Origin of the sequence: Streptomyces sp. NPDC050535 (assembly GCF_044457665.1) — a bacterium.
Lineage (GTDB): Bacteria > Actinomycetota > Actinomycetes > Streptomycetales > Streptomycetaceae > Streptomyces.
In genome coordinates, this window is record NZ_JBITHE010000009.1 from 265,425 (window position 1) to 279,713 (window position 14,289).

The window sequence follows — 14,289 nt, forward strand, 5'->3', positions numbered from 1 at the left end:
CCGGGCGGAGGCAGGCGTCGAGGCCGAGCCCTACGAAGACGCCATGCGAAACAGCAACGCGGTCGGCCCCGTGGCGGGCACCGCATCACCGAAATGCGGGGCCGCACCCCGCCTGAAAGGATCGCCGCATGATCATTCGGTTCCGGTCGCTCGTGACGCAATGGACGTCCCTCGTGCCGGTGATCGCGGTGGTCCTGTTGGCCTTCACCTGGGGACGTGATCTGTCCGGGGTGGTCGTCGCGCTGGTGACGGCGGTTCTCGCCGGGGCCGTGCTGGCCGCCGTGCACCACGCCGAAGTGATCGCGCACCGGGTCGGGGAACCGTTCGGTTCACTCGTCCTGGCCGTCGCCGTCACGATCATCGAGGTCGCCCTGATCGTCACCTTGATGGCGGACGGCGGTGACAAGAGCTCGACGCTGGCCCGCGACACCGTGTTCGCGGCCGTGATGATCACCTGCAACGGCATCGTCGGGGTGTGCCTGCTCGTCGCCTCGCTGCGCCACGGACTGGCGGTCTTCAACGCGGAGGGCACCGGGGCAGCCCTCGCGACCGTAGCGACACTGGCCACGCTCAGCCTGGTGCTCCCGACCTTCACCACCAGCAAGCCGGGACCGGAGTTCTCCTCGGCCCAGCTCACCTTCGCCGCACTCGCCTCACTGGTCCTGTACGGCCTCTTCGTGACGACGCAGACCGTGCGCCACCGTGACTACTTCCTGCCGATCACCCGGCAGGGCGAGGTCATCCACGTGGACGACCACGCCGACGCCCCGTCCGCCCGTACCGCCGGAATCAGCGTGGCCCTGCTCGGTGTGGCTCTCATCGGCGTGGTCGGGCTCGCCAAGGGCGTGTCGCCCACCATCGAGTCCGGGGTCGAGGCGGCCGGGATGCCGGCCGCGGTGGTCGGTGTGATCATCGCGTTGCTCGTGCTGCTCCCCGAGACCATCGCCGCACTGCGGTCGGCCCGCCGCGACCGTGTGCAGACCAGCCTGAACCTGGCCCTCGGCTCGGCGATGGCCAGCATCGGCCTCACGATCCCCGCCGTAGCGCTCGCCTCCATCTGGCTCTCCGGACCGCTCGTCCTCGGCCTCGGTTCCACGCACATGGTGCTGCTCGCACTGACCGTGGTGGTCAGCGCCCTGACGGTGGTTCCCGGGCGCGCCACGCCGCTCCAGGGCGGTGTCCACCTGGTGCTCTTCGCCGCGTACCTGGAGCTTGCCATCAATCCCTAACCGGCGGCCGCCCAGCGGTCGGTCCCGACGACACCCGTCAGCCCGGGGCCGTACGACGCTCGTCATGCTGGGGCCCGTACGACGTCCGTCAGCACCTGGCCCGTACTCCATTCCTCAGCCCCTGGCCTACGGCGTCCGTCAGTCCGTGGCCTGTACGACGGCCAGCCGTGGCACCGGCCGGGTCTCCGGCAGCAGGGCGAAGCATCCCAGGCTGAGCAGCGCGATTCCCGTCAGGTAGGCGGCCACGCCCCAGGGGGTGCCTTCCCCCTGGGACACCGCTGTCGCCACGATCGGGGTGAGCGCACCGCCGAGGACCCCGCCCAGGTTGTAGCCCACCGCCGCGCCGGTGCAGCGCACCCGGGGCTCGTACAGCTCCGGCAGATACGCGGCGATCACGGCGAACATCGTGATGAACGCGGTCAGGGCCACCAGGAAGCCGAGGAACATCAGCAGGGGCTCGCCGGTCGAGAGCAGCGCGATCATCGGGAACATCCACAACGCGGCGGTCGCGCAGCCCACGAGGCACAGTGGCCGCCGTCCGTAACGGTCGCCGAGCAGGGCCATCACAGGCGTCAGGGACCCCTTCACCACCACGGCCGCCATGATGCAGGCCAGCATGACGGTTCGGCTCACCCCGAGCCGTTCCACGCCATAGGCGAGTGCCCAGGTCGTCACCGCGTAGAACACCGCGTACCCGACCGCGAGGCCGCCGGCCGTCAGCAGCACCAGTCGCCAGTGATCGCGCACCACCTCGGCGAGCGGCACACGCGCGTGGTCGCCCATTTCCATTTCCAGAAACTGCGGGCTCTCCACGAGCGAACCGCGCAGCCACAGCCCGCCCGCCGCGAGCACCCCGGCGGCCCAGAACGGCACCCGCCACCCCCAGGCCGCGAACTGGGCGTCGGACAGCGTCGCCGACAGCACCAGCATCACGCCGTTGGCCAGCAGGAACCCCAGGGAAGGGCCGATCTGCGGGAAGCTCGACCACAGCCCGCGCCGCTCGGCGGGAGCGTGCTCGGCGGTCAGCAGCACCGCCCCGCCCCACTCCCCGCCGAGTCCGAGTCCCTGGATAAAACGCAGCATCAGCAGGAGTACGGGGGCGGCCACCCCGATCGTGCCGTACGTCGGCACGCAGCCGACGGCGACGGTCGCCGCACCGGTCAGCAGCAGTGAGGCGATGAGGACCGGCCGTCTCCCGCGCCGGTCCCCGAGGTGCCCGAAGAGCACCGAGCCGAGCGGGCGGGCGACGAAGCCGACACCGAACGTCGCGAAGGCCGCCAGCGTCCCCGCCAGTGGGGAGAACGTCGGGAAGAACAGCGGCCCCAGGACCAGCGCGGCCGCCGTCCCGTAGACGAAGAAGTCGTAGAACTCGATGGCCGTCCCCGCGAGCGAGGCGGTCGCGAGCCGGAGCATGGAGGGTTTCTTAACTGTGTGTACGTCGTGCATGCCGCGTCAACTACCCACGGTGACCGGCAGTTACGGGGGCGTGTGGGGCTTGTGCCGTGTCAGTAGGTGACCGTGATGCGCCGGGCGGGGCCGTCCACGCTGATCGTTCCCCCGTAGGGGACGACTGTCTGGGGGTCGGTGTGTCCGAGGTCCACGTCGAAGACGGTGAGCAGGCCGGGGGCGTACGCTTCCAGCGCGCGCAGTACGCTCTCGCGCTGCTCGGTGGCGTAACGGGCCCCCTCCTCAGGGCTGTTGGGGCACTCGAACGACCAGGTCTTGGGGCGGCCCATCAGCAGTGCGGAGAAGCGCTGGAGGAGACCACGCTCGCCCATGCTCCGCAGGACGCGGAAGACCTCCTCGGCGCTCGGCAACTCCTCCGAGGTCTCCAGGAAGAGCACTCCGCCGTCGTACACCGTGAGGTCGCGCGAGATCTCACGGTCTGCCATGAGCAGTTGGCCGACGATCTCCAGGCAGCCGCCCCAACTGCGGCCCCCGACCGCCTGGTCGGCATTCATCCAGGACCAGCCGGAGCCGGGCCGGGTCTCCGGCTCCGACTCGAACGTCACCGGGTCCGCCCAGTCGCGGTCGACGTCGCGCCAACGGGCGGCCGGCTTCAGCTCGTACTCGCCGGAGGTGAACAGCGCGGCCCGCAGCGACTCGGCGGTCAGCGGGTCCATGGCGCCGGGGCGGCCGAGTTCGCACATCACCGATCCGCCGTGGTAGCCGACGATCCCGGCGTTCCACAGGTACGCGAGGAGGTTCGTGTTGTCGCTGTACCCGAAGAACGGCTTCGGGTTGGCGCGTATCAACTCCCGGTCCAGCAGCGGCAGCACGGTGATCTGGTCGTCGCCGCCGATGGAGGTGATGACCACCTTGACCGTCGGATCGGCGAACGCCGCGTGTATGTCGTCGGCCCGCTCCCGCGGTGTCGAGCCCATCTTCCGGGTCGCCGGATACTCGACCGGTTCGAGGCCGTACTCCTCGCGCAGCCTCTCCAGACCCAGCTCGTACGGGAGCGGGAGGAGCCCGGGGAGTCCGGAGGAGGGCGAGATCACCGCTGCCCGGTCGCCCGGCGAGGGCTTGGGAGGGTAGGCAGGTGTCGTCATGGCGGGAGCGTATGGGGCGGTGCCGTCCGAGCGCACCGTGATAAACCGGGTCCGAGCAGCGGTCCTCGACGGGCCGGCATACCTGGAAGGACCGGAGGAACTGTGCCCCGCACACTCGCCAACGCCCCGATCATGATCCTCAACGGGCCCAACCTGAACCTTCTCGGGCAGCGCCAGCCGGAGATCTACGGTTCGGACACGCTCGCCGACGTCGAGGCCCTGTGTGCCAAGGCGGCGGCCGCGCACGGCGGCACGGTCGACTTCCGCCAGTCCAACCACGAGGGTGAGTTGGTGGACTGGATCCACGAGGCGCGCCTCAACCACGCCGGGATCGTGATCAACCCGGCCGCCTACTCGCACACCTCCGTCGCGATCCTGGACGCGCTCAACACCTGCGACGGCCTCCCGGTGGTGGAGGTCCACATCTCCAACATCCACCAGCGTGAGGAGTTCCGGCACCACTCCTACGTCTCCCTCCGCGCCGACGGAGTGATCGCCGGGTGTGGTGTGCAGGGGTACGTCTTCGGAGTGGAGCGGGTCGCGGCCCTCGCGGGGACGGGGCACGCGGAGGCCTGACGGCGCGCGTCGGCGCGGAGACCCGCCGGTGGTTCAGAGCCGTCCCGCCTCCACGACGCGCCGCAGGAAGCGCTGCGTCCGCTCCTGTCGCGGGTTCCCGAAGATCTCCTCGGCCGTGCCGTGTTCGAGGACCACGCCACCGTCCAGAAAGCAAACCTGGTCCGCGACCTCGCGGGCGAAGCTCATCTCGTGGGTGGCCAGGACCATGGTCATGCCGTCGTCCTTCAGGTCCCGGACGACGGCGAGGACTTCGCCCACGAGTTCCGGGTCGAGGGCGGCGGTGATCTCGTCCAGGAGCAGCAGCCGGGGACGTACGGCCAACGCGCGGACGATCGCGGCCCGTTGCTGCTGGCCGCCGCTCAGCCGGTCCGGGTACTCGCCCGCCTTGGCGCCGAGCCCGAGCCGGTCGAGCAGCTCACGGGCGTGTGCCTCCGCGTCCGCGCGGTTCGCGCCGTGCACGCGGCGCGGGGCGAGGGTGATGTTCTCCAGGACGGTCATGTGCGGAAAGAGGTTGTACGCCTGGAAGACCACGCCGATCCTGCGGCGTACCGCGTCCTGGTCGGCCCGTGGGTCGGTGATCTCCTCGTCGTCCAGCCAGATCGCGCCGTCGTCGATCTCCTCCAGGAGGTTGGCGCAGCGGAGCAGGGTGGACTTGCCGGAACCGGAGGCGCCGATCAGCGCGGTCACCGTGTGCGGGGCGACTTCGAGGTCGACGTCCCGCAGCACGACCGATTCGCCGAAGGTCTTGCGGACGGCCTCCATGCGCAGTACCGGAGCGGCGGTCATATGGTCCCTCCCTGTGCCCGCCGACGGTCCATCCGGGCCGTGACCCAGTCCGTGAAGCGGGTCATCGGGATGGTCAGGGCGACGAAGACCAGTCCCGCGACGATGTACGGCGTGTAGTTGAGGCTGCGGCCCACGATGATGTCCGCCGCGCGCACCGCGTCGACCGCGCCGCCGATCGAGACGAGCCCGGTGTCCTTCTGGAGGGACACCAGGTCGTTGAGGAGGGGCGGCACCTGACGGCGTACGGCCTGGGGGAGTACGACGAACCGCAGAGCCTGCCGGTTGGTGAGGCCGAGCGAACGGGCGGCGGCGCGTTGCGAGGGGTGCACGGACTCGATGCCGGCGCGGAACACCTCGGCGACGTAGGCCGAGTACGTGAGCGTGAGCGCGGTGCCCCCGAGGAGGATCGGGTCGACGGTGACGCCCTGGAGCCGCAGCGCCGGGACGCCCAGAACCACGATCATCAGGTTGATGATCAGCGGGAGCCCGCGGAAGAAGTCGGTGTACGCGGCGGCCAGCGCCCGGAGCGGGAAGAACACCGGGCCGCGCAGGGTGCGGGCGATCGCGATCAGCATGCCGAGGACGAGCACCGCGACACCGCAGACCAGGAGCAGCCGGACGTTGAGCCACAGCCCTTCGAGGACCTTGGGGAACGCCTCGCGCGCGTACTCGGCGCTGAAGAACGTCTCCTTGGTGCGCGGCCAGCCCGGCGCACTGACGACGACGAGGTACAGGACGACACCGGTGACCAGGGTGGAGAGCGTGGCGATCGCCGTCGCACGGCGGGAGCGGGTGCGCTTGTGGCGTTCCCGCTCGATCCGCCGCGGCGAGGGGACGTACGCCTCGCGCGTGTCCCCCTCGCCGGAGCCCCCGCCGGGCTCGTCCTTCACGACCGTCACTTGAGTACCGGGGCGTCGACGGCGTCGGACAGCCACTGCTTCTCGATCGAGGCCAGCGTGCCGTCCTCGCGCAGGGCGTCCACCGCGCCGGTCACGCACGAGGTCAGCGCGCTGCCCTTGTCGAGGACGAGCCCGAACTGCTCGGGAGTGCCGGTGCCGTTCTCGAACTGTCCGACGATCTTCGCGTCCGTCACCTCGGCCGCGGTGATGTAGAAGGCGGTCGGCAGGTCGACCACGATGGCGTCCACCTGGCCGTTCTTCAGCGCGGACTTGGCCTGGTCGTTCTTCGCGTACGCGGCCGGCGCCTCGGCCGGCTTCACCACGTCGTTGATGTAGTCGAGGCTGGTGGTGCCGACCTGGGCGCCCAGCTTCACGTCCTTGAGGTCCGCGATGCTCGCCGCCTTCGCCGCCTTGGAGCCCTTCAGCGCGATGACGGCCTGGCGTACGTCGTAGTAGCCGGACGAGAAGTCCACGGCCTTCTTGCGCTCGTCGCTGATCGACACCTGGTTGATGTCGAAGTCGAAGGTCTTCTCACCGGGTGCGAAGGCCTTGTTGAAGGGGACGCTCTGCCAGACGACGTCGCTCTCGGCGTAGCCGAGCCGCTTCGCGACGGCGTACGCGACCGCAGACTCGAAGCCCTCGCCGTTCGCGGGCTTGCCGTCCTTGAACCACGGTTCGTACGCGGGCTCGTCGGTCGCGATCGTCAGCTTGCCGGACGTCTCGGTGGCCAACTCGCCCTGCTCGCAGGCGTTCGCGGAGGGCGAGGCGGCCGCGTCGTCCTCGGGCTGCGGGGCGCAGCCCGAGGCGACGACGGCGAACAGGGCGACGGTGGCGGCGGACGCGGTGCGGCGCAGGGCGCGTTGGGCGAGAGGCATGGCGGGAGAGTGACAGTGCGGCGTCCTGTTTGTCGAGGTCACAGGGGCAACTGTCCGCATATTGGGAACGGGTGTTGCAGTCCTGTGAACACGTGTCCGGAGACTCCGCCGAGCGTCCCGTCGAGACGCTCGCCGGGGCCGCCGGCCGAGGGCGGGAACCGACAGGCCGGCGGCCCATCCGTGCAGGAGCCGTCATCCCGCGCGGGGCTGTTTCCAGTGGACTGCACCAGGGCGTACGCCGGGAGCGCGCGCGTGGCACCGGCGTGTGCGCTCGGTTCACACGGGGCGCGTACGGGGAGCGCATCTCAACGTTTCGCGCCCCCCGGAACCGGGGTTCACCACCCCCGGGCGCGCCACTCCGGCAGATGCGGTCGTTCGGCGCCCAGCGTCGTGTCGTTGCCGTGGCCCGGGTAGACCCAGGTCTCGTCCGGCAGCGCCGCGAAGATCTTCGTCTCGACATCGTGGATGAGGCTGGCGAACGCCTCCGGGTCCTTGCGCGTGTTGCCCACACCGCCCGGGAAAAGACAGTCCCCGGTGAACACGTGCGGGTGCCCGTGCGGATCGTCGTAGACGAGCGCGATCGAGCCCGGCGTGTGCCCCACGAGGTGGCGCGCGGTGAGTTCCACGCGCCCCACCCGGATCGTGTCGCCGTCCTGGACCGCGACATCGGTCGGCACCGGGATGCCGTCGGCGTCGTCCCGGCCCGCGTAGGTGCGGGCGCCCGTCGCCGTCACGACCTCCGCGAGGGCCTGCCAGTGGTCGCCGTGCTGGTGGGTGGTGACCACGGACGCGATGCCGTCGTCACCGATCAGCGTGAGCAGGGTCGAGGCGTCGTCGGCCGCGTCGATCAGGAGCTGCTCGTCGGTGGCCCGGCAGCGCAGCAGATAGGCGTTGTTGTGCATCGGGCCCACCGCGACCTTGGAGATCATCAGGTCCCGCAACTCGTGCACGTCGGCAGGGCCGCCGACCTTCACCGCTCCGCTGTACGTCATGGCGGCAGCCTATAGCGGGGGAAGGGCGGGCAGCGGGCCGCCGTCGGTGGTCAGCGCCGCATCGTCACGGCGCCCTGCGAGCCAGCCGAGCAGGTCGGCCCGGCGACCGGTGACCAAGATCGGCTCACCGTCCTGACGGCCGGAGGGGATCAAGCGGCCGTCGTCCTCCTTCATCAGGAACGCGGGTACGCCGGGGTGCCCCCGGAAACGCTCCGCGAGGAAGTCGGTCTCGCGCCGGGTGAACTCCTCGGGGAGGTCCTCCAGCTCGTACCCGATCCCCAGATCGACGTGGTGCAGCTCGACCTCGGCCCACCGCCGGAACGGCACCCGGGACGCGGAGTCCGTGACCCCGTTGCGCAGCTCCACCGTGCGGGACCAGTCCGCGGGCGCGGCCCCGGCCTCCTGGAAACGCACCGCGCTCTCCCGTACGTCTGTGACCTGCACGTTCAGGGGGCGCGGAGCGTCCCGCCGGATCTCGGCGTCGCGGGCCTCCCCGGAGGCGTACATGGGGCGTCCGGCGAGGACGTTCACCAGGGCGTCCGCGTTGCGGGCGATGTGAGCGAGCAGATGACCGCGACTCCAGCCGGGAAGCCGTGTCGGCTCGGCCACAGAAACGTTGTCCAGTCGGGCTGCTGCGGTGAGCAGCCGTTCGGTCGCGTCACGTACAGACGCCAGGTCACGCACATGATCGTTCATGGGTATGACGATAGCTCCGCCACACGTTCGGGTGAAGGCGGTCGACCACACCCACAAATCGAATGCACGTGCTATAGGCTCGGGTGCGGCGTCGGGCATGCTGGATGGCCCGGGATTGTTGTGAACCAGGGAAACCGACCCGGCGTTGTCAGTGGCTCCCCCTAGTCTGAAAACGACGGGGGCCCCGCCCCTGTCACTTCTCTCAAGAAAGGTGCGGACCGGCGTGGCCGACCGTCTCATCGTCCGTGGAGCGCGCGAGCACAATCTCAAGAATGTCTCGCTCGACCTTCCGCGCGACTCGCTCATCGTCTTCACGGGCTTGTCGGGGTCGGGCAAGTCCTCCCTCGCCTTCGACACGATCTTCGCCGAGGGGCAGCGCCGCTACGTCGAGTCGCTGTCCTCGTACGCCCGGCAGTTCCTCGGACAGATGGACAAGCCGGATGTGGACTTCATCGAAGGCCTCTCCCCGGCGGTCTCCATCGACCAGAAGTCGACCTCGCGCAACCCGCGCTCGACGGTCGGCACCATCACCGAGGTCTACGACTACCTGCGCCTTCTCTTCGCGCGCATCGGCAAGCCGCACTGTCCCGAGTGCGGCCGGCCCATCACGCGCCAGTCGCCGCAGGCCATCGTCGACAAGGTCCTGGAGCTGCCGGAGGGGAGCCGCTTCCAGGTCCTGTCGCCGCTCGTGCGCGAGCGCAAGGGGGAGTTCGTCGACCTCTTCGCCGACCTCCAGACCAAGGGCTACAGCCGGGCCCGGGTCGACGGCGAGACGATCCAGCTCACCGAGCCGCCCACGCTGAAGAAGCAGGAGAAGCACACCATCGAGGTGGTCATCGACCGCCTCACGGTGAAGGACGGTGCCAAGCGCCGCCTGACCGACTCCGTGGAGACCGCCCTCGGCCTGGCCGGGGGCATGGTCGTGCTCGACTTCGTCGACCTCCCCGCCGACGACCCCGAGCGCGAGCGGATGTACTCGGAGCACCTGTACTGCCCGTACGACGACCTGTCCTTCGAGGAGCTGGAGCCCCGCTCCTTCTCGTTCAACTCGCCGTTCGGCGCCTGCCCCGAGTGCACCGGTATCGGTACGCGCATGGAGGTCGACCCCGAGCTGATCGTCCCGGACGAGGACAAGTCCCTCGACGAGGGCGCCGTCCACCCGTGGTCGCACGGGCACACCAAGGACTACTTCGGCCGTCTCGTCGGCGCCCTCGCCGACGCGCTGGGGTTCCGGACCGACATCCCCTTCGCCGGTCTGCCGCAGCGCGCCAAGAAGGCCCTGCTCTACGGACACAAGACGCAGATCGAGGTCCGTTACCGCAACCGGTACGGACGGGAGCGGGTCTACACCACGGCGTTCGAGGGCGCCGTCCCGTTCGTGAAGCGGCGGCACAGCGAGGCGGAGAGCGACGCGAGCCGCGAGCGCTTCGAGGGCTACATGCGCGAGGTGCCCTGCCCCACCTGTGAGGGCACGCGCCTCAAGCCGCTCGTTCTCGCGGTCACTGTCATGGAGAGGTCCATCGCCGAGGTCTCCGCGATGTCCATCAGCGACTGCGCGGACTTCCTGGGCAAGCTGAAGCTCAACGCCCGCGACAAGAAGATCGCCGAGCGCGTGCTGAAGGAGGTCAACGAACGGCTGCGCTTCCTGGTCGATGTCGGCCTCGACTACCTGTCGCTGAACCGCGCGGCCGGCACCCTCTCCGGCGGTGAGGCCCAGCGCATCCGGCTGGCCACCCAGATCGGCTCCGGACTCGTCGGTGTGCTGTACGTCCTCGATGAGCCCTCCATCGGTCTGCACCAGCGCGACAACCACCGCCTGATCGAGACCCTGGTCAGGCTGCGCGACATGGGCAACACGCTCATCGTCGTCGAGCACGACGAGGACACCATCAAGGTCGCCGACTGGGTCGTCGACATCGGCCCCGGCGCGGGCGAGCACGGCGGCAAGGTCGTGCACAGCGGTTCCCTCAAGGATCTGCTGAGCAACCCCGACTCGATCACCGGGCAGTATCTGTCGGGCAAGCGGCAGATCCCCCTGCCGGACCTGCGCCGTCCCACCGACCCGAGCCGCAGACTCACCGTGCACGGCGCCAGGGAGAACAACCTCCAGGACATCGACGTCTCCTTCCCTCTAGGTGTCCTGACGGCCGTCACCGGCGTGTCGGGCTCCGGCAAGTCGACTCTCGTCAACGACATCCTCTACACGCACCTGGCCCGCGAGCTCAACGGTGCGCGGAGCGTTCCCGGGCGGCACACGCGCGTGGAGGGCGACGACCTCGTCGACAAGGTCGTGCACGTCGACCAGTCGCCCATTGGCCGTACACCCCGGTCCAACCCGGCGACGTACACCGGAGTCTTCGACCACGTCCGCAGGCTGTTCGCCGAGACCACCGAGGCGAAGGTGCGGGGCTATCTGCCCGGCCGCTTCTCCTTCAACGTCAAGGGCGGCCGTTGCGAGAACTGTTCGGGCGACGGCACCATCAAGATCGAGATGAACTTCCTGCCGGACGTGTACGTCCCCTGCGAGGTCTGCCACGGGGCGCGCTACAACCGGGAGACCCTGGAGGTCCACTACAAGGGCAAGTCCATCTCCGAGGTCCTCGACATGCCGATCGAGGAGGCGCTCGGCTTCTTCGAGGCCGTGCCCGCGATCGCCCGCCACCTCAGGACGCTCAACGACGTCGGTCTCGGCTACGTCCGGCTCGGCCAGTCGGCGCCGACCCTGTCCGGCGGTGAGGCGCAGCGCGTGAAGCTGGCCTCCGAGCTCCAGAAGCGGTCGACGGGGCGTACGGTCTACGTGCTCGACGAGCCGACCACCGGTCTGCACTTCGAGGACATCAGCAAGCTCATTACGGTGCTGTCCGGCCTGGTCGACAAGGGCAACACGGTCATCGTCATCGAGCACAACCTCGACGTCGTCAAGACCGCGGACTGGGTCGTCGACATGGGCCCCGAGGGCGGCAACGGCGGCGGTCTCGTGATCGCCGAGGGCACGCCCGAGGAGGTCGCCGGGGTTCCGGCCAGCCACACCGGCAAGTTCCTGCGCGAGATCCTCGGCGCCGACCGGATCAGCGACGGGACGTTCGTGAAGGCCCCGCGCAAGGCGCCGGTCAAGAGGACGGTGGCGGCCAAGTCCGCCCCGAAGAAGACGGCCACCAAGGCGGTCGACAGCACGGCGACCAAGAAGACGGCCGCGACCGCGAAGTCGACGTCTGCGAAATCGACAGCCGCAAAGTCGACAGCCACGAAGTCGACGGCCACGAAGAAGGCAGCCACGAAGAAGGCGGTCCCCGCGAAGAGGACCACGCGGGCCCGCGAGGCCTGACAAGCCGGCACAGAACGGCGCCCCACGGGAACTCCCCGGGGGCGCCGTCCGTTGCACGGTCAGCCGCCCTGCACGGACCTGAGGGCGTACGGGGCGGTGGTCTCAGAGGATGTCGAGTTCGGACGCGTACGGCGGCTCCGCCCCCGCACGTGAGCAGGTGATCGCCGCCGCGCGGGCCGCGAAGCGCAGCAGTTCGGTCCAGCCCTCGGGACCCAGATCGGCCAAGCCCGCCGGAGACAGGGCGTCGCGGGCGGCCAGACCGTGCAGCAGGGCCGCGTTCACGGTGTCGCCGGCGCCGATGGTGTCCACGACCTCGACCTCTACGCCGGGCACGGGGTGCACCGAGCCGTCGCGGGTGAACGCCGTCAGGCCGTCGCCGCCGTGCGTGATCACCACGGCCGTGGGCCCGGACGCCAGCCATTCACGCGGGGTGCCTCCGAGCCACTGGGCGTCCTCCTCGGAGAGCTTGAGCAGCGACACCGACGGGAGCCAGCTCCTGAACCGGGCCCGGTAGGCGTCCGCGTCGGGAATCAGCCCGGCCCGGATGTTCGGGTCGAGGGTGGTGAACACGCCCCGCGCGGCCGCGGTCCGCATCAGCTCCTCGTAGGCGCTCGCGCCCGGCTCCAGGACGAGCGAGCAGGTACCGAAGGACACCGCCCTTGTCGCGTCCGGGAGTTGGGCCGGGGCTGTGAAGAGGCGGTCCGCCGTGCCCTCGACGTAGAAGGAGTACGAGGCCGAGCCGCTCGCGCCGATCGAGGCGACGGCGAGGGTCGTCGGCTCCGCTCCGCGCTGCACCGACGACACGTCGACGCCCGCCCCGCGAAGCCCGTCGAGGAGCGCCTCGCCGAAGGCATCGCCTGAGACCCGGGAGCAGAAGGCCGTCGGGGAGCCGAGGCGGCCGAGCGCCACCGCGGTGTTGTAGGGCCCGCCGCCGAGCGCCGGTTGCAGGCCGACGAGCGCGCCCGCGCCCTGCGGCACCAGATCGATCAGGGCCTCACCGGCGACGACGATCACGACACGGGTCCTTTCTCGTAACTGCTGGGGCTGCTGGCGCTGTTGCGGTTCGTGGGGCTGCTGGGGTTCCCGGGCGGGCCGGGAGCCGCGGAACCGTCGGGCATCCCGGACTTCGCGGGCTCGTCAGGCCTCTCCGGGCAGCCGCACGAGCTGCGGTGGACGAGGGTGGAGGGCAGCCGCACGGTACGGCCCGGGCGGCCGGGCGATGTCAGCCGTTCCAGGAGCAGCCGGAGGGCCTGGGCGCCGATCTCCCTGCTGGGCTGGGAGATCGCGGTCAGCCGGGGCGTGAACAGGTCCGCCCAGGAGAAGTCGTCGAAGCAGCACAGCGCCACGTCGGCCGGCACGGACAGGCCTCGCGCGCGCAGGGCCCGCAGCGCGCCGATTGTCATGGCGTTGTTGCCGGTGACCAGGGCGGTGGGCGGTGCCGCCAGGGACAGCAGTGCGCCGGTGGTGCGCTCGGCGGCACCGGACTCGGAGTCACCGTGTGCCACGAGCCGCTCGTCGTAGGGGAGTCCGGCGTTCGCCAGGCCGTGGCGGTAGCCGGTGATCCGCTCGGTCGTGGTGCTGAGCCCGGGCAGGCCGGCGACCAGTCCGACGCGTTTGTGGCCCAGCTCGGCCAGATGCGTGACCAACCGCGCCATGGGCTCGGCGTTCTCGGCGCAGACCTGGTCGTAGCGGAAGGAGGAACGAGGGGCGGCGTCGGGAGGGCTGTCGGAGGGGGCGTGAGCGTGGGGCTCGACGGGTGTCCCTGCTGGTGTCCCGGCGGGAGTCTTGGTGGGCGTCTTGGTGGGCACATCGACCAGTCGGTCCAGGAACACGGTGGGCACGTCGTGTTTCCCGAGGTATTCCAGCAGTTCGCCCGGGTCCGCCGAGGGTGCGACGATCATGCCGTCGACGCGGCGCTCATGCAGCAGTTGGGCGACTTTCCGCTCATGCACGGGGTCGTCGTGCGGATCGGCGAGGAGCAGCCCGTAGCCGTGCTCCAGGGCTCCGGCCTCGACGCCCTGGAGGATCTCCGTGAAGTACGGGTTGCTGATCGCCGACACCGCCAGGCCGATGGACCGCGTGCGTGAGGTGACCAGCGAACGGGCCAGGGTGTTGGGCGTGTACCCGAGCGTGTCCATCGCGTCGAGAACCGCCTGACGGGTGGCCGGCCGCACGGGTCGCGTGTCGTTGAGTACATGCGAGACGGTCGCGATGGACACACCCGCGCGCTGGGCCACGTCGGTCATCGTCGCCATCGCGCCTCCGTCCCCGGAACCTGGGCCTCAGCCCATCGGCCAACCCGCTCCTCGCACGGAACGTATCCCATCGGGCGGCAGACGTAAACGCTTACGTAAGCGTT

12 protein-coding genes are annotated in these 14,289 nt (G+C 70.1%); 3 read left to right on the plus strand and 9 right to left on the minus strand.

The window, feature by feature from the left end:
• The first annotated feature begins 128 nt into the window (after positions 1-128).
• A complete protein-coding gene (locus tag ACIBLC_RS22050; RefSeq protein ID WP_399212775.1) occupies positions 129-1,229 on the plus strand; it encodes a calcium:proton antiporter in 1,101 nt (366 codons plus the stop codon).
• A gap of 138 nt (positions 1,230-1,367) precedes the next feature.
• Here the strand turns inward: ACIBLC_RS22050 and ACIBLC_RS22055 are convergent, their stop codons facing one another.
• A complete protein-coding gene (locus ACIBLC_RS22055) occupies positions 1,368-2,675 on the minus strand; it encodes an MFS transporter (protein ID WP_399212776.1) in 1,308 nt (435 codons plus the stop codon).
• A gap of 59 nt (positions 2,676-2,734) precedes the next feature.
• The gene (locus tag ACIBLC_RS22060) at positions 2,735-3,781 is read right to left on the minus strand and encodes a S66 peptidase family protein (RefSeq protein ID WP_399212777.1); all 1,047 of its coding nucleotides are present in this window, start codon (positions 3,779-3,781) and stop codon (positions 2,735-2,737) included.
• 102 nt (positions 3,782-3,883) lie between these two features.
• Here ACIBLC_RS22060 and aroQ point away from each other — a divergent pair, with 102 nt between their 5' ends.
• Positions 3,884-4,357 (plus strand): type II 3-dehydroquinate dehydratase, encoded by a 474-nt coding sequence (gene aroQ / locus ACIBLC_RS22065; RefSeq protein WP_399212778.1) that lies wholly within the window; start codon positions 3,884-3,886, stop codon positions 4,355-4,357.
• Between the two features lie 33 nt (positions 4,358-4,390).
• On the opposite strand, the gene ACIBLC_RS22070 is transcribed toward aroQ, so the two are convergent.
• The 5 genes from ACIBLC_RS22070 to ACIBLC_RS22090 all read right to left on the minus strand — a co-directional run bounded on the left by ACIBLC_RS22070 (position 4,391) and on the right by ACIBLC_RS22090 (position 8,605).
• On the minus strand, positions 4,391-5,143 hold the full coding sequence (locus tag ACIBLC_RS22070; protein ID WP_399212780.1) for an amino acid ABC transporter ATP-binding protein: 753 nt from the start codon (positions 5,141-5,143) through the stop codon (positions 4,391-4,393).
• A complete protein-coding gene (locus ACIBLC_RS22075; RefSeq protein WP_399212781.1) occupies positions 5,140-6,042 on the minus strand; it encodes an amino acid ABC transporter permease in 903 nt (300 codons plus the stop codon). The genes ACIBLC_RS22070 and ACIBLC_RS22075 overlap by 4 nt, the downstream gene beginning before the upstream one ends.
• Complete coding sequence (locus ACIBLC_RS22080; protein WP_399212782.1) at positions 6,039-6,917, minus strand: ABC transporter substrate-binding protein; 879 nt, start codon at positions 6,915-6,917, stop codon at positions 6,039-6,041. The genes ACIBLC_RS22075 and ACIBLC_RS22080 overlap by 4 nt, the downstream gene beginning before the upstream one ends.
• Positions 6,918-7,252: 335 nt before the next feature.
• Positions 7,253-7,909 carry an MBL fold metallo-hydrolase gene (locus ACIBLC_RS22085; protein ID WP_399212783.1) on the minus strand — a complete coding sequence of 219 codons (657 nt, stop codon included), beginning with the start codon at positions 7,907-7,909 and terminating at the stop codon, positions 7,253-7,255.
• A 9-nt stretch (positions 7,910-7,918) separates the two neighbouring features.
• Complete coding sequence (locus ACIBLC_RS22090; RefSeq protein WP_399212784.1) at positions 7,919-8,605, minus strand: maleylpyruvate isomerase family mycothiol-dependent enzyme; 687 nt, start codon at positions 8,603-8,605, stop codon at positions 7,919-7,921.
• 223 nt (positions 8,606-8,828) lie between these two features.
• On the opposite strand from ACIBLC_RS22090, the gene uvrA reads away from it, so the two are divergent.
• Positions 8,829-11,930 (plus strand): excinuclease ABC subunit UvrA, encoded by a 3,102-nt coding sequence (gene uvrA / locus ACIBLC_RS22095; protein WP_399212786.1) that lies wholly within the window; start codon positions 8,829-8,831, stop codon positions 11,928-11,930.
• A gap of 102 nt (positions 11,931-12,032) precedes the next feature.
• On the opposite strand, the gene ACIBLC_RS22100 is transcribed toward uvrA, so the two are convergent.
• Together ACIBLC_RS22100 and ACIBLC_RS22105 are read right to left on the minus strand one after the other, a co-directional pair.
• Positions 12,033-12,944, minus strand: coding sequence for a carbohydrate kinase (locus tag ACIBLC_RS22100; protein WP_399212787.1), 912 nt, complete (start codon positions 12,942-12,944; stop codon positions 12,033-12,035).
• Positions 12,941-14,185 (minus strand): LacI family DNA-binding transcriptional regulator, encoded by a 1,245-nt coding sequence (locus tag ACIBLC_RS22105; RefSeq protein ID WP_399212788.1) that lies wholly within the window; start codon positions 14,183-14,185, stop codon positions 12,941-12,943. The genes ACIBLC_RS22100 and ACIBLC_RS22105 overlap by 4 nt, the downstream gene beginning before the upstream one ends.
• Positions 14,186-14,289 lie beyond the last annotated feature (104 nt).